Source organism: Bacteroides sp., assembly GCF_028690125.1.
Taxonomy (GTDB): Bacteria; Bacteroidota; Bacteroidia; order Bacteroidales; family Bacteroidaceae; genus Bacteroides.
On the sequence record NZ_JAQVBV010000070.1, the window covers coordinates 1 to 13,956 of the forward strand.

Below are 13,956 nucleotides of genomic sequence, written 5' to 3' on the forward strand. Positions count from 1 at the left end.
AAAAGGAGGAAGTATACCTAAATAACATTTCCTAACAAAGCCCCCTCATTTCTTTATTATATGTGTTATGATTTGAGTATGAGATACTACTCAGTGGAGCAAGCTGCTGAACTAAGCGGGTTCCATCCTAACACGATAAGGAGGTGGGCTGATAGTGGAGTTATACCGTGTTTGCGAACAGAAGGAGGGCACAGAAGGGTCTGTATTGACGAGTATATCAAACCACCCGAAGCCTCTTCCGAAAGACGAGTTACAATATGCTACTGCAGAGTCTCAAGCCCAAAGCAAAAAGGCGATCTTGAGAGACAAGCAGAGTACATGCGAGAGCGATATCCTGATGCTGAAATCATCAAAGACATTGGCTCAGGACTCAGTTACAAAAGGAAAGGACTACGGGCCATACTGGAACGATCAATGCGCGGAGATGTCGTCACACTTGTGGTTGCCTACCGAGACCGCCTTGCAAGATTCGGAGCAGAACTCATCGACTTTGTTCTACAGCAAAATGGTGGAAAACTCGTGGTTCTTAACGAGGTTTCACTTTCACCAGAGCAAGAACTCACTACTGACTTGCTTACCATCCTACACGTCTTTTCGTGTAGATTGCACGGACTCAGAAAGTATAGGGATAAAATCAAGGAAGATACGGATATACCCGGATTTCAACCAGAGGAAGTTACTTAAGCATTGGGTTGGGGCTTCTAGATATGTTTACAACAGAACTATTGACTACCTAAAGCAGCCCAATACGTTTGCTAATTGGATGCAGATAAAAGCCTGGCTTATGCACGACCTTCCAGACTGGTGTGCTGATGTGCCTTATCAAGTAAAAGCTATGGCGATAAAAGACGCATGTCAAGCTGTTAAGTCTGCAAAAGCTAAATGGAAAAGGGACAAAATTTTTTCTACAGTGAAGTTTAGAACTAAGAAGGCCCCTAGCCAGACTATACACATTCCTAAATCTTCAATGCACCCTGAGAAAGGGCCATACCACACTCTTCTTGGGCTTATTAGTATGTCCGAGAGGTTTGATAAGCCACAAAAAGATTGCCTACTTACTTACAGGGCGGGTAGATGGTTTGTAGTTGTGCCGATAGAAACTACCACAAAGATTGCCGAGAGCCAAGGCCGAGTGGTTTCTATTGACCCTGGGATTCGCACATTTGCTACATTCTATGCTCCTGATTGCTGTGGTAAGGTTGGTGCTGGGGACTTTTCACGGATTCAAAGACTTTGCTACCATCTTGATGATTTAATCTCTAGAACACGTAAAGAGAAGAGTAAAAACAAAAGGTACAGAATGAAGAGGGCGCAGTGTAAAATGAGGTGGAAAGTTCGTGATTTAATTGACGAACTGCATTACAAGACTGCTTTATTCTTCGTTCGTAATTTTGACATAATTTTAATACCTAAGTTTGAAACTTCTCAGATGAGTAGAAAAATGACTAGAAAAATAAGAGCGAAAACAGTTAGAAATATGCTTACCTTTGCACACTTTAGATTTCAAGAGTTTTTAAAGTTTAAGGCGTGGGAGCATGGTAAGCATGTAATAAACGTGAATGAAGCACACACCTCTAAGACGTGTTCCTGGAATGGAAAGATTAAGAAGATAGGTGGGGCTAAGTTTATTAAAGATGATAGTGTTGTAGTGGACAGGGACTACAACGGTGCTCGCGGTATTTTCCTCCGTGGGCTTTGCGAGATTCAGCCTTCACTCAATGATGAGTGATGCCCAACAGGCTACTTGATGTGCAACTTTATCAAGTATAGTTATGTATAAAGGATCGGAGGGTGTTTAATTGTCTCAAATAATGTATAGTGGAGTTTTGTCTATCACTAGTGGAGCCTCTGAAACAGTCTCTTTTGATTTGAAGAAGGGTTCGGCAGGAAACTATACCGTGCAAGGCGTTGCAGGTGCACCTGTTAACCAGATAAAGTATGTTCTTTCTGTCCATGTTTCTTCTGGTAAAGCTACTGTTCAGGTTGGATCAAATACTACTCACAAAATAGCAGTTGATACAGACACTTCATTTGTGTCTACTCCATTGCTGTGGATTGCAGCTAACTACATAATTATCACTGCTGTAGATGGTGATGCTACAGTTAGTGTTACTGCTGAAGAGTATATTTAGGAATACACATGGATAATACCTGCCCGCTTTGTTGTGGTGATGGTTTTGTTGTAATGACAGTTGCATACAATAAACGTAAATCAATTTGCACACTTTGTAAAGGGTCAGGTGTATACAAGGATAAGTATGAAAAAGTGTATGGCTACGTAGATGATGAATAGCAAAGATGGTGCATAAGAAAGGGGAAGTGTATATGAATGAAGCAATGATAAACAGTTTTCTTCAAGTTCTGAGTGATCTTAACAACAGTGTAGATGGTATGGACTCAAGATTTATTATAACTCCTGATGGTAGCATTAAAGCTAAACCTAAGCCTGATAAAAAAGAACCTGATAAGAAGAAAGCTACTGAAGAGCCTAAATTCTCTCACTATGAAGTAGTTATTGATTACTTGAATGGTACTGAGGTTGTTCAAGCGTGTGAGTATGATGTTGATGATGATTACATAGTGATTATACCTGTTAAGGGGCAGATGAAAGAAAACAAAGAGCTTGATGAGGTTGTTTTTCCTAGAGAGAATGTATTGAAATTTAAAGTATACAAAGTATACATTTAAAATAAGAGGCACTGCCTGAAAAGGGTGGTGCCTCTTATTGTTTCAAGGTATAATATAAGGGTAACGGTGAGAGGGGGGTCAGGCATAAGTGAATATAAAAGAGTTGTTTTCTTTTCATAGTGGTAGGGGTTACTTTTGTTGCGTTCTATCTGGTCAGTGTGGTCAGTGCCCATACAGAGTTATGCTGTTGGTTGGTTGTTCCTTTACCCCTAACAGTTGTGTATTTTTACTTCCTATAGGTGAGGCCTCAGAGTATGTTACAGCAAGGGGGGCTAACAGCAATGCTTAGTTTAAACTGTATATTTAAACAAGATAATACTTATGGGTATAGTTGTGCACTTACAAATTTACCAACATGTTATGAATGTCAATATTATGTAACTGGTGTATCTAGTGAGTATATTATGTGCTTTTGTGCATTTGGAGATAATAGGATGCCTAGAGATATTTATAGGTCTAGAGGTGAATACTAAATGAATCTATATTCATATAATATAGTAGACATCATTAACGCAAATTCAGGTCATTACGTTCTACATGTATGTGCATATGCACATAACCAAGATGTTGTATTAAATTGTACAAAATGCCCATACTTCATTTTGGTGGATTCTATTAATATGTGTTGTGTGTTTTCACATAGTTTTAGGTATGCACAGTGGTACAAAAGATTGGGGGTATCCTAATGAGTGAAAATTTAAAGTCTATAATGTATGTTGTTACATCAGAGCCAAGGAGTTTTTATGGTAAAAGATGTGAGTATCAACTGCGACTAACTGGGGGTTGTTTAAGGTGCTCTCCACGTAACTGTCCATATAGTTTTATAATAAATAAGGAGAATACTTATTGCTGCTCTCTTGGAGTAAACAACAGCCTTATAGCAGATGTTAAAGGAGGTGGGATGATATATGTCAACAATGACAGAGCTTAAACGCACTTATGGAATAAATGCACTTATTTTTGTTAATCGTTTTAGTTATTGTTTCTTTCAATATAGATATAATAATAAGTTTAATTCCTTCTGCGTATGTAGTGATTGTCCATATGCTATAGAGAATCTTAAAAGAGAGCACTCTCCTTATTGCATGATTTGTTCTTTAGCAATCAACAATTACGACTAAATATTTTATTTACTCTGTATTACATACTTTAGTTATAAAGATATGGTGACACAATTAGACTTATGGTATAATAGTACCATAGTGGAAAGGTGGGTGAGTCATGTGTAATTTAAAGCATCACTTCAGAACATTTCCTATGTTTGTCTGTCCACTTATATACTTTTCTAGTGCCAATATAGAGCACAGATGTGATTTTTCTTGTATGCAATGCCAATATAACCTTTGCTTTGAACGCACCTGTACGTTTAAGGCACAGTATCTACCTGATTATATTTACAGTATTATTGGAGGTTGGGGAGAATGAAATTTAAAAAGTACAATAGCATCATAAATATCAATAAATCAGTGTACACTGAGCAACCACTTCCTGGCGGTGTTTGGTTTGTTACTGAAAAGATTCATGGTTCTAACTTATCTTTCATGGTAACAAAAGATGATATAAAGGTTTGCTCACGAAATCAAGTTCTTGATAAAGACTCTCAGTATTACAATATTGCTAAGAACTTTTCAGATGATATTTTCCAAAAGCTGATAAGGCTGTTTGAAGTCATGCACTACATACTTCCTACTAAAGATGGAGCTGGGGATCGGCAGTTGGAGCAAGTTACTGTTTATGGTGAGCTAGCTGGTGGTTACTATAACAACAAGTCTAATGGTACTAGAATCCAAAAAGGAGTACAGTATTCCCCATTTAACTTCTTCATAGGCTTTGATATATATTTGTTTTATTCAGGAGATACAAACACTACTTCGTGTTATTTGTCAAAATCAGATGTTTTTCATATTCTTAACCTAGTTGGTATACCTCATGTTCCAATTCTGTATTGTGGTGAAAGAGAAGCAGCTATGAATTTTAATCCTAATTGTCAAACAGTAGTTCCAAATATGTTTAAACTTGACCCTATTGATGATAATATAATGGAGGGTGCAGTAATTTCACCAAATAGAACAGCTTATTTTCCTGATGGAGAGCGCATAATATTTAAGAAGGTTAATGATAAATTTCATGAAAACAAATCTAGCAAAAATAAGCCTGTAAAGATTTCTGAAGAAGTATCAGAAGAGTTTAAGATTGCTGCAAACGAGATTATTTCCTTGATAAATGAGAATAGGCTTAGTAACATACTCTCCCACTACTCTGACCTAACTGAAAAGGACTTCGGCACAATTCTGAAAGAGATGAATAAGGATGTACAGCAGGATTGGAGGCTTTCTACAGATAGGCATATAATCACCTCTCTTACTAAAGAAGAGATGAAGGCTCTTAGCAAACTCATTAACACTTACTGTGCAAGGCTTATCAGGGAAGTATGGCTGCCAACAGTTACTGCATAGTGGGTGAACCAGATGGGTTACAGATATGAAATGAATAATGGACTTGATTACCACTGTTGGAGATTGGGAATCAGCCCAAATAAGTATAAAGAAATTATGGAATTGGAATGTTTTCTATCAGGTGAAGAAAAATGTTTGAAGGACTTGCCGTGGTGTGAGAATCCCAAAGAAGCGACGTATGTAAAAGTGGAGTGGGTGGAGGTGTATGACCTTTGACGAATTGAAAGCGCTGGTCATGGAATGGAAGCTGGCGCACGACGCGGACAAGGAAGGTGCGAGTGCGGACAAATACTTCCGCCGCATAGACGCAATCAATAACCTGTGGATCGCAGCTATTGATTTGCTTGACGAGCGATATGGGAAGGATGGTTGGCATGACCTTTGACGAATTGAAAGCTGTCGTCGTCGAGTGGTATGAGGCTGTCGCTGGAGATGTCTGCGGCGCAACGTCAGACAAGTATTTTCGCCGCATAGACGCACAACAGAGGCTTGAACGGGCTGCCCGCTGTCTGATTGAAGAGGGCGGGAAAGCGGAGGTGACGGAATGAGAGTTCCGAAGCATATTGTTGCGCTTATAGACGCGAAGAACGAGGAAATAATGCGCCTCGAAGCGGAGAAGGCAGAGTCTGAGCACGCGCTGGGCTTCGCGATAGATCGGGTGGAGCACCTCGAAGCGGAGAAGGCCGAGATGGCGATTGCTCTTAAGACGATGGTGGAGATGGTAGAGATGAACGGTTTCGGCAAGCACTATGCGCTTGATCTCGCAAGAGCCGCTATCAGGAGGGAAGAAAAATGAGCCATACGCCGGGACCGTGGAGGGTGGCTGAGAACCTGTTCGGGAACACCGCAAGTTACGAGGTGTACTCGAACGCGGAAACGAAGAGCGGCAAAGGTGGATATACACGTATATGTCAGATTACGCCACGAGACCAGAAGGACAACGCCCACGTCATCGCCGCTGCGCCGGAGATGCTGGAGGCGCTGGAAGAAATGGTGGATATGAACTTGTGTACGTCGAAGGGGCTTGTCGCCATCAGGAAAGCGAGGGGTGAGGAATGACGCACGTCCCTATCTGCCCGCACTGCGGACAGGCTGACGAGGAAAACATCTGGCTAGCCAAGCAGCAGGATGAGGAGTACGACGACACTTTCGATTGCGAGAATTGCGGAGGGGCTTACCGACTGAGGAATCGCGGCGGGGTGTACGAGGTGGAGGCGGTGGAGGAATGACACGCGAGGCGAAGGCCGTTGAACTCCTGCATCGGGTGCTGAATTATTTTGTTGGTGAGTTCGCGTTTCCCGAAAAAATGGAACTCCTGCTCGGGGAGATTGAAGCCTTCCTGACGGAGATCGAAGCGGAGAAGGTGGAGATGCTGGACAGGTTGGAATAACTGATTTATTTTTGTGATGATCCTGTTACCAGCAGGGGTATTGAATCTATACTAAAGAGAGGGCGGGTTAAATGAAATATGCGTTGCTCCATAAAAATTCCATTATTCATGTTTCAGATGATTACAATACTACTAGAGATGTTCTTCATAAAGTTCTACCAAAGGATGGAGATGCACCAGTTTATATGGTTAAAGTTATCCAAGAAACAAAAACAAGTGGGCAGGGTTTACAGGCTGTATTTATAACTCCGGATTAGCCATTTATCCTTGCTACACAACACGTTTAGTATCAGCTAATACTGGTGGTTGATTACCACTACATTGTTCAATACAGGGCATTCTAGAGGCATATACGGAGGTGTAAATGGATACTCTATATAAAGATATAATGAATACAATAATTTTCACCTGTATGTTTATATCGTGGATTCTTATTGTATCAGTAATAATGCTTAGTGATTAAAGGAGACGTATATGACATACTCAACTATAATTTTATTTCTTATCTTGTTTGCAATAGATATATTTTTAGCAGTGTATGTGCTTCATCTTAGAGATTTGCTGTATAAGATAACATTAAAAGTATATTCTAACAGACTGAATCTACCCACTAGGTACACTCCATCAGAATGAATTATGTGGTCCGTAACGCTGGTTGATAGCACAGAATCGACGACTTCACTTAATTGTGAGTCGTCATTTTTTTATACAAACACAAAGTTGAATTATGCAAATTGTATACCAGACCCCCGCGCCACACTTAATTTTCTGAATAATAAAAATAGCACTTGAGCCTTAAGGCCTATTGTAAATCCGGGAGCTTCATGGTATAATGGTTTTCACGGTAAGGGAGGGGTTCACATGAAATTAATTGATAAGAAAATTACAGCGGAATTTGACCACGAGGAATTGACTCTAATGCTTGAAAATTCATTCGATGTATTAAAATGGATTCTTGGTAATAATACTATAGTTCCTGCTAGTGTGCAAATTGCGGCGGCAGATTTGAGGGAATTTATGGCAGATTTATATAACCTAGGAACTGATTCAGAAAACTAAATTGCACTACAAGATTTACTAGATGTTCCGCTTGACCATCTGGGGGCTTCATGATATAATGGTTTTATCAAATGAGGGAGGGTTAGCATGAAATATGAAACTAATTGGCTGAACATTCTTCAGAAAAATGCCTATTACTCCAAGGAATACGCCACGTGGCTCGGAGTTTACAGAAGATTGTGGGAATCCGAGAGGATTGCTCTTCTGGAAAGGATTCCTCGTCGGAAAAGAAAATCTATAAGATAGGCCTTAGGGCCTATTGACCATCCAGGAGCTTCATGGTATAATGGTTTCATCAAATGGGGGAGGGGTTCGGATGAGCAAAATTTTCAGAAGGATTGCTGAGGCACTGCCAAAGGACGCGAACACTGAAATTTCCATGTTGTTCAACATGCCTGATGACATGAATGGCGGAATTTTCATGATGCACCAGCTAGTCGGAGAGCATGACGACAGCATTGATATTCCTTATGAATACTTCAACATGCTAGACATCTGCGACTACGCAATTGATGTACACACTCATCCAAACTACAACTGTATTCCATCCGCAATGGATATTGCATTTTATCTATCCAATCCTGACATCAGAGAAGCCTATATTGTCGGAAAAGACGCGATTGCACACATTCCATTCAAAGAAGATAGAGAATGTGTTGCGCCTCATACTGTCGAGAAAGTGTACAATCAGATTGTTCAGGAGATTGCAGATGATTATGACAACTTTGTTGCGTCAGTAACAAGCAAGGATACTTGCGACATTTCCTACCTGACATCCTTTACAAATGTTGGACAAGATACAATCGCTGAAGCAATGTTTACTGAAGCAAGTTTGCAACTGATGGAACATTTCAAACTGACTGACTTCGCATTGTACGAGCTTCCAGACTATTTCCAAAATAAAGACTAAAGGATGAGCCTTAAGACCTATTGACCATCCAGGGGCTTCATGATATGATGGTTTCATCCTGAGGGGAGGGGTTCGGATGAAGGTTCTGAAAATGAGCTCGGAAGCTTTTGACAAAGGTTACAAGGATGGCTCTCTAGGACTTTATTACATTGACAAGCTGACAGATCATACGTTCCGAGCATGGTCAGAGTCTGGGAAGTCATACAAGTGCAGCAATTTCAACAACAGAGTATTGATGGTAGCAGAATAAATCTGGATTGTAGAACAAGAAAGATTAGCAAGTCCTGAAATCACCCTTGACAAGCTCCGAGCTTCATGATATAATATGTGGGTACAGTCGAGAGAGGGGAGAGCCTTTCCCCTCCAACAAAATTCCAAGGAGGATTACACTATGACTACACTTAATATCGTTAACAACGACAGCAAGAAGGTTGAAAAGGTTGTTAGGAAGACGGTCACGGTTCGCGTGCCTGTGGACGTTCACGCGAAGTTCAAGGCGATTGTGAAGATGGCTTCTCTTCCGATGCAGAAAGTTCTCGCGGATTTCATCGAAACCTATGTGGAAGAGAACTTTGATCCGGACATTCACGATATTTCTGAGGATACTGAAAACGCTGAATCTAACAATTAGATTAATCACCCCTCCAAAACAATGGAGGGGTTTTTTCATACTTTAAAATAGTCTGAAAAAGATGAATTATGAAAATTGTGCACCAGACCCCCGCGCGAAGTACGGATTGTATACAATCCAGCTGGATACAAGTAGGAATAGAAAGAAAAAATGTTCCGCTTGACCTTCTGGGGGCTTCATGATATAATGGTTTCATCCTGAGGGGAGGGTTCGGATGGGCGTTCCTGGAATGGCAACCATACTTTATCACACTAAAGGAGGAAATAAAATGCTAGCTCGCATTAAAGAAGGTAAAGCGCAGTTTATTCTGGACTACAACGAGCTGTACCAACTTGCAACTGAGTTGCATTATCTGGAAAGTTACGCAAACAAAACGAGCCCATTTCTCAAAATATTCGCTGATCTCCTGGTAGAAATGAAGGAGGAGGAATAATGCAAATAATAATTAAAGCTGAAAATAAACATGGATTCCAGCTCCACCAAATTCCATTGAATTTTGAAAATTCAGCAGCTGAAAACATAGTAACATTAAAGAAACCATACAACTCTATACTAAACTATGTTTCAGCTTATTACCACCTTTTCAAAGAAAAGAATATTGCGCAAATACTACAAGATATGCATGATTTCATAACCAGCACAAAAGATTACAAACATTCTTTCTATACTAAAAAGGAGGAAAAGACAGATGCCTAAGCTGTATCAGACGAAAAACAACTATCAAATAGATATGGATGAGCAAGAAGGAGAAATCAAACTATTCATTGTTGATGAATTTGGTACTCCAATAATAAATGGAGAAATTCTCCGAATCTTAGCAAATGGAGAGCTGTATATTATGAAAGGGGTAGACAGAATTGCAGCACAAAAGGCAGGAATAAAGTTGAATGAAGTTTCAGGAAGAATCGTCCATCGCTTCGAAGATTAAATGAAGCGAACACTTTACCACGTTACAACGCTGTTATTCCCAAAAAACGCCCCATTCCACGAAGAAAGGAGAGTATTTAGAAAACTCTCCCAGTTGAAGCAATTCCTGAACTCCACCCAGTATCACTTAGTAGGAATATTCAAAGAAGTAACACACCACAGGTATTATCATGCTACCGGATTAAAGTTCCAGAAGCAGAAATTTCACACTACTTGGGAGGTGCGTGAAAATTATCATCATAGCTGTAAAACAGAAAGAAGACAAAACAGTCGGAAGAGTGTTTAAAGCAAGCTCAGCAGCACTCTGCTTGACTAAAGTGTTAAAGGAAGGGTACACTCCAATTTATTAAAAATAATCCAATTAAATTAAAGGAGGATAAAACCTCCTTTTTTAGTATATTAATACAATGTATACAATATAGAATAACCAGATTTTAAAAACTCCCCCTCGAAAGAAGAACCTTTATTTATTCCCAATACACCCAATATACCCAATATATCCAATACACCCTATATACATAACTATTCCTTTAATACTATATACATATAATAAAGTAGATATATTAAATAGGTGTATTATATGTTATTACTTTATATATAAATGGTAAATAGACAGGGAAGAATAGTACTACATAGGCATACTATAATGGACTAAATTGTCACTAAGTAACAAATTGTACTATTTTACAAAGGGTATATAGGTACTTGCTAGCAACCCGTGTACTGACGTGTGTGCGCTTTAACGCACGAAAAGGGCGTTTTTTCGCTGTTTTTCGCTGTTTTTCGCTGTTTTTCGCGTTTTTTCGCTGTTTTTCGCGTTTTTTCGTCACATATATGACAAAATTTAGGCTATTTTGCCATATTTTTGCCATTTCACCCATTTTAGCCTACATCATGCAGAATGCAGAATATATCATGCATGAGACATTTTTGTCACTTAGTGACAAAAGGGCAAATTGTGCAATTACCATAGCTTCCATTGTGTACCCTGGGAACTATAACAAAACTCACACTGAACAAAATATAAGGTTCACTAAATTGAACAAAACCCCACTGAACAAAATATAAGGTTCACTAAATTGAACAAAACCCCACTGAACAAAATATAAGGTTCACTAAATTGAACAAAACCCCACTGAACAAAATATAAGGTTCACTATAGCTTCTATACTATACAATAGCTTCTATACTATACAATAGAAGCTATTCTATCTACCACACTGAACAAAGTAAGAATGTACACAATAGAAGCTATTGTATACGGTTATATGTCTACTTTGTTCTACACACTAACATTTAAGAGGTAATATCAACCACACCAGCTATTACTATCTTATATAGTAATACTATATATACATAGATATACATGCCAGCCAGGAATATCCAGAGGGGTTGACATTCCATCCTGTTAGTAGGAGTAGTCTGAATATTACAAGTTCCATACTTCACAAGATGGATTTTTTTAAACCAGTTATAGTATGAATATTCCTGCAAATTGAATTATTCAGAATATTCTGAATACCGATTTAACTGACTACCAAGACTCATTCCTTCACAGTGCTAGCAGGAACAAATTGAATTATTCTGAATATTCTGGCGACCGATTTAACTGACTACCCAGACTCATTCCACTACTACGGTGAAGTGGTAGTGTGTACAATACATTTGATATTGTCTGAATATTACAAGTTCCATACTTCACAAGCGTTGTTGTATACACGGAATAGGGTGAATTATCTGAATTGTATACCAGACCCAGACCCCCGCGCGAAATGCGAATTTTCAGACAATTTAGTAAATAAAAAAAGGATACAAGCCAGGAGTGAAAACTAGCTTGTATCCTTTTTAAATTGTCTCACTAGTATGCGCATCTGATAACATAGAATAGTGCGAATATTCCGCATGTTGCGTAAAAAAGTAAAATACAACTTAGTATACGATTCATACTATTTTCTCCTGTTAGACATATTGATAGCGTTGTAACTTACTACCTTCCACGGCATACTAACTGCTTCCATTTGATAACGCTTTTTTTTCGCCTGAATAGTCTGATAAATATACAGCTCTTCCTGAATGTCTGATAATGCAGTATGTGATTCTACATGGTAAGGGTTACTAGTTAGGAAGCGATACGCAACTTCAGCATTTGTCAGAATATTACCTGCATTACTGATAAATTGATGCTCAATGCAGAATCTTACGTAATCTTTCCTATTTTTCACAAAATTGCAGAATACGCTATACAAATCAGTCAATTGCAATCCGTTGAAAATTCTGAATTCTCTTTCCCTTATGGATTGGTTAGTAGTTTGTAATGCTTCCAAATCAAAGGGGAGATTGTATGCAATTACTTCACTTACAGAATATTCTTTAATGTCCATCCAGAGAGTTGTCAGAATATTTGACCAATTCAGAATTTCCGCTGTTTTCTCAATTGTAGCGTATTTTTCTACTTTTCCCTCACCGTAAAAGGGAAGACTTTTCAGATAATTTGGCAGATACGTTTCCTTTACCAAGTAGTTACGTTCTACTAGTTTGGAACGCTTGTTAAATACACTCCATGCAATATCGAATACAATATTCTGAGGTTTCAAGCCATACGTTTCTGTATCAAATACAAGGCGATTCTTCATTCTAGTTTACCATCCTTTCAAATTGTATGATTATTCATCCAACCCTCTAGTATTATTATCTAGAACGTAGTAGTGCCAAATACCCTGTGCTACCAAGGAACTCTTCCAAGTTGTCTTACAATTCTGAGATGTATACTCCCCCATATAGAATACATTTATTCCATTCTCAGCTAGTAAGGGGGTGATACTGTCAGAATCTTCAAAATGTGCTACAGTATTCAATTCTTTCAGAATTGCCAGTTTATTCCCTGCATTATGTACAATTCCGTCAATTCTGATGTCATTATTGTCGCAAAATTCTACAATTTCATGAATATTGTCTTTTCTCGCAGTAACTACAACTACTCTGAATATTCCGGAATTGATCAGTGTTTTGAAAAAACTCAAGCGCTTTCTGGCAATTTCAACAAATGCCTTTGTATACAATGTATCGTCAAAATCTACTGTAATAGTCTGTTTATTCACAGTATTCACCTCTTTCAGAATTGTTTGAACATTTATTCAATTGTCAAGATTCTAAACTGTCTGAATTTTCCCTTTATTCCCCCTTCCCTTTACTATGTGTACATTATAGCACGGCATATCATCCCTGTCAACATCTGAATATTTAGTCTTCATTCAGTGCTTTATCAGGGTGAAGTATTGTAGTGCAATCCAGAATACTCTAATTGTCTGAATATTGCCTATTCTCATAACTTCCGTACTTGGTGAGCATAACTGAATATTCTGACAATTCTGAATTATCTGAATTGTATACCAGACCCAGACCCCCGCGAAGTTATCTGAATATTACAAGTTCCATACTTCACAAGGCGTTTGTATACACGTAATAGGATGAATTATCAGAATATTCTGGCAGACCCCCGACGTGTATACAGCACAGTATCAGCACTGCAGTGTATGCAAAATAGATAACTCAATATTCAGATAATTGAATAGTCAGATAACTCAATATTCAGATAATTGAATAGTCTGAAAATCAGAATATTACAAGTTCCATACTTCACATGCGCCGTGGTGGTGTGTTCGGAATAGTGCCTTTTCTCCTTACAATTCACTACAAATACAACATTGAATTATCTGAATTGTGCACCAGACCCAGACCCCCGACGCTTAGGTTACAGCGTACCAACCATTGGTACTTTGTAACCATTTCAACCTAGAGTGCACCCTACCTTGTAACGAGTGTAAATTGCGTAGAGAATTTTGAATTATCTGAATTGTATACCAGACCCAAAACCTTCAAAGGCCAGAACTTCAAA

Annotated in this window: 21 protein-coding genes; 19 read left to right on the forward strand and 2 right to left on the reverse strand. The window is 38.8% G+C overall.

Going from position 1 to position 13,956, the window contains the following annotated elements; genetic code table 11:
- The first annotated feature begins 78 nt into the window (after positions 1–78).
- The 19 genes from PHO71_RS23825 to PHO71_RS23915 all read left to right on the forward strand — a co-directional run bounded on the left by PHO71_RS23825 (position 79) and on the right by PHO71_RS23915 (position 10,062).
- Entirely contained in the window at positions 79–684 is a 606-nt protein-coding gene (locus PHO71_RS23825) for an IS607 family transposase (protein ID WP_300208441.1), read from the forward strand.
- Positions 650–1,729 carry a transposase gene (locus tag PHO71_RS23830; RefSeq protein ID WP_300208491.1) on the forward strand — a complete coding sequence of 360 codons (1,080 nt, stop codon included), beginning with the start codon at positions 650–652 and terminating at the stop codon, positions 1,727–1,729. Before PHO71_RS23825 ends, PHO71_RS23830 begins: the two co-directional genes overlap by 35 nt.
- An 82-nt stretch (positions 1,730–1,811) precedes the next feature.
- Entirely contained in the window at positions 1,812–2,132 is a 321-nt protein-coding gene (locus PHO71_RS23835; RefSeq protein WP_300208443.1) for a hypothetical protein, read from the forward strand.
- 8 nt (positions 2,133–2,140) lie between these two features.
- Positions 2,141–2,293: a hypothetical protein gene (locus PHO71_RS23840; RefSeq protein ID WP_300208445.1), complete on the forward strand. Its 153-nt coding sequence runs from the start codon at positions 2,141–2,143 to the stop codon at positions 2,291–2,293.
- A gap of 32 nt (positions 2,294–2,325) precedes the next feature.
- Positions 2,326–2,688 (forward strand): hypothetical protein, encoded by a 363-nt coding sequence (locus PHO71_RS23845; RefSeq protein WP_300208447.1) that lies wholly within the window; start codon positions 2,326–2,328, stop codon positions 2,686–2,688.
- A gap of 1,421 nt (positions 2,689–4,109) precedes the next feature.
- Positions 4,110–5,144 (forward strand): RNA ligase family protein, encoded by a 1,035-nt coding sequence (locus PHO71_RS23850; protein ID WP_300208449.1) that lies wholly within the window; start codon positions 4,110–4,112, stop codon positions 5,142–5,144.
- Positions 5,145–5,156: 12 nt separating this feature from the next.
- Positions 5,157–5,360: a hypothetical protein gene (locus PHO71_RS23855; RefSeq protein WP_300208452.1), complete on the forward strand. Its 204-nt coding sequence runs from the start codon at positions 5,157–5,159 to the stop codon at positions 5,358–5,360.
- Positions 5,350–5,529: a hypothetical protein gene (locus PHO71_RS23860; protein WP_300208454.1), complete on the forward strand. Its 180-nt coding sequence runs from the start codon at positions 5,350–5,352 to the stop codon at positions 5,527–5,529. The genes PHO71_RS23855 and PHO71_RS23860 overlap by 11 nt, the downstream gene beginning before the upstream one ends.
- A gap of 159 nt (positions 5,530–5,688) precedes the next feature.
- Positions 5,689–5,940: a hypothetical protein gene (locus tag PHO71_RS23865; protein WP_300208457.1), complete on the forward strand. Its 252-nt coding sequence runs from the start codon at positions 5,689–5,691 to the stop codon at positions 5,938–5,940.
- Positions 5,937–6,203 (forward strand): hypothetical protein, encoded by a 267-nt coding sequence (locus PHO71_RS23870; protein WP_300208459.1) that lies wholly within the window; start codon positions 5,937–5,939, stop codon positions 6,201–6,203. The genes PHO71_RS23865 and PHO71_RS23870 overlap by 4 nt, the downstream gene beginning before the upstream one ends.
- Before the next feature lie 166 nt (positions 6,204–6,369).
- Positions 6,370–6,534, forward strand: a complete 165-nt coding sequence (locus PHO71_RS23875) for a hypothetical protein (RefSeq protein ID WP_300208462.1) — start codon at positions 6,370–6,372, stop codon at positions 6,532–6,534.
- 71 nt (positions 6,535–6,605) lie between these two features.
- Positions 6,606–6,791: a hypothetical protein gene (locus tag PHO71_RS23880; protein ID WP_300208465.1), complete on the forward strand. Its 186-nt coding sequence runs from the start codon at positions 6,606–6,608 to the stop codon at positions 6,789–6,791.
- A 604-nt stretch (positions 6,792–7,395) separates the two neighbouring features.
- On the forward strand, positions 7,396–7,593 hold the full coding sequence (locus PHO71_RS23885; protein ID WP_300208468.1) for a hypothetical protein: 198 nt from the start codon (positions 7,396–7,398) through the stop codon (positions 7,591–7,593).
- A 316-nt stretch (positions 7,594–7,909) separates the two neighbouring features.
- Positions 7,910–8,503: a hypothetical protein gene (locus PHO71_RS23890; RefSeq protein WP_300208471.1), complete on the forward strand. Its 594-nt coding sequence runs from the start codon at positions 7,910–7,912 to the stop codon at positions 8,501–8,503.
- A gap of 91 nt (positions 8,504–8,594) precedes the next feature.
- The gene (locus tag PHO71_RS23895; protein WP_300208473.1) at positions 8,595–8,753 is read left to right on the forward strand and encodes a hypothetical protein; all 159 of its coding nucleotides are present in this window, start codon (positions 8,595–8,597) and stop codon (positions 8,751–8,753) included.
- 141 nt (positions 8,754–8,894) lie between these two features.
- Positions 8,895–9,134 carry a hypothetical protein gene (locus PHO71_RS23900; protein ID WP_300208475.1) on the forward strand — a complete coding sequence of 80 codons (240 nt, stop codon included), beginning with the start codon at positions 8,895–8,897 and terminating at the stop codon, positions 9,132–9,134.
- A gap of 229 nt (positions 9,135–9,363) precedes the next feature.
- The gene (locus tag PHO71_RS23905; RefSeq protein WP_300208478.1) at positions 9,364–9,567 is read left to right on the forward strand and encodes a hypothetical protein; all 204 of its coding nucleotides are present in this window, start codon (positions 9,364–9,366) and stop codon (positions 9,565–9,567) included.
- A complete protein-coding gene (locus PHO71_RS23910) occupies positions 9,567–9,830 on the forward strand; it encodes a hypothetical protein (RefSeq protein ID WP_300208480.1) in 264 nt (87 codons plus the stop codon). The genes PHO71_RS23905 and PHO71_RS23910 overlap by 1 nt, the downstream gene beginning before the upstream one ends.
- Positions 9,823–10,062, forward strand: coding sequence for a hypothetical protein (locus tag PHO71_RS23915; RefSeq protein ID WP_300208483.1), 240 nt, complete (start codon positions 9,823–9,825; stop codon positions 10,060–10,062). Before PHO71_RS23910 ends, PHO71_RS23915 begins: the two co-directional genes overlap by 8 nt.
- 1,945 nt (positions 10,063–12,007) lie before the next feature.
- On the opposite strand, the gene PHO71_RS23920 is transcribed toward PHO71_RS23915, so the two are convergent.
- Both PHO71_RS23920 and PHO71_RS23925 read right to left on the reverse strand, forming a co-directional pair.
- A complete protein-coding gene (locus tag PHO71_RS23920) occupies positions 12,008–12,694 on the reverse strand; it encodes a hypothetical protein (protein ID WP_300208486.1) in 687 nt (228 codons plus the stop codon).
- A gap of 30 nt (positions 12,695–12,724) precedes the next feature.
- A complete protein-coding gene (locus PHO71_RS23925; protein WP_300208489.1) occupies positions 12,725–13,159 on the reverse strand; it encodes a hypothetical protein in 435 nt (144 codons plus the stop codon).
- Between the last annotated feature and the right edge of the window lie 797 nt (positions 13,160–13,956).

What these genes read in the sequence shown, in the direction of transcription:
- PHO71_RS23855 (WP_300208452.1), top strand. Translation starts at nt 5,157, where the DNA reads ATGGGTTACAGATATGAAATGAATAATGGACTTGATTACCACTGTTGG.
- PHO71_RS23880 (WP_300208465.1), top strand. Translation starts at nt 6,606, where the DNA reads ATGAAATATGCGTTGCTCCATAAAAATTCCATTATTCATGTTTCAGAT.
- PHO71_RS23835 (WP_300208443.1), top strand. Translation starts at nt 1,812, where the DNA reads ATGTATAGTGGAGTTTTGTCTATCACTAGTGGAGCCTCTGAAACAGTC.
- PHO71_RS23910 (WP_300208480.1), top strand. Translation starts at nt 9,567, where the DNA reads ATGCAAATAATAATTAAAGCTGAAAATAAACATGGATTCCAGCTCCAC.
- PHO71_RS23885 (WP_300208468.1), top strand. Translation starts at nt 7,396, where the DNA reads ATGAAATTAATTGATAAGAAAATTACAGCGGAATTTGACCACGAGGAA.
- PHO71_RS23895 (WP_300208473.1), top strand. Translation starts at nt 8,595, where the DNA reads ATGAGCTCGGAAGCTTTTGACAAAGGTTACAAGGATGGCTCTCTAGGA.
- PHO71_RS23890 (WP_300208471.1), top strand. Translation starts at nt 7,910, where the DNA reads ATGAGCAAAATTTTCAGAAGGATTGCTGAGGCACTGCCAAAGGACGCG.
- PHO71_RS23865 (WP_300208457.1), top strand. Translation starts at nt 5,689, where the DNA reads ATGAGAGTTCCGAAGCATATTGTTGCGCTTATAGACGCGAAGAACGAG.
- PHO71_RS23870 (WP_300208459.1), top strand. Translation starts at nt 5,937, where the DNA reads ATGAGCCATACGCCGGGACCGTGGAGGGTGGCTGAGAACCTGTTCGGG.
- PHO71_RS23915 (WP_300208483.1), top strand. Translation starts at nt 9,823, where the DNA reads ATGCCTAAGCTGTATCAGACGAAAAACAACTATCAAATAGATATGGAT.
- PHO71_RS23905 (WP_300208478.1), top strand. Translation starts at nt 9,364, where the DNA reads ATGGCAACCATACTTTATCACACTAAAGGAGGAAATAAAATGCTAGCT.
- PHO71_RS23840 (WP_300208445.1), top strand. Translation starts at nt 2,141, where the DNA reads ATGGATAATACCTGCCCGCTTTGTTGTGGTGATGGTTTTGTTGTAATG.
- PHO71_RS23845 (WP_300208447.1), top strand. Translation starts at nt 2,326, where the DNA reads ATGAATGAAGCAATGATAAACAGTTTTCTTCAAGTTCTGAGTGATCTT.
- PHO71_RS23875 (WP_300208462.1), top strand. Translation starts at nt 6,370, where the DNA reads ATGACACGCGAGGCGAAGGCCGTTGAACTCCTGCATCGGGTGCTGAAT.
- PHO71_RS23900 (WP_300208475.1), top strand. Translation starts at nt 8,895, where the DNA reads ATGACTACACTTAATATCGTTAACAACGACAGCAAGAAGGTTGAAAAG.
- PHO71_RS23860 (WP_300208454.1), top strand. Translation starts at nt 5,350, where the DNA reads ATGACCTTTGACGAATTGAAAGCGCTGGTCATGGAATGGAAGCTGGCG.
- PHO71_RS23920 (WP_300208486.1), bottom strand. Translation starts at nt 12,694, where the DNA reads ATGAAGAATCGCCTTGTATTTGATACAGAAACGTATGGCTTGAAACCT.
- PHO71_RS23825 (WP_300208441.1), top strand. Translation starts at nt 79, where the DNA reads ATGAGATACTACTCAGTGGAGCAAGCTGCTGAACTAAGCGGGTTCCAT.
- PHO71_RS23850 (WP_300208449.1), top strand. Translation starts at nt 4,110, where the DNA reads ATGAAATTTAAAAAGTACAATAGCATCATAAATATCAATAAATCAGTG.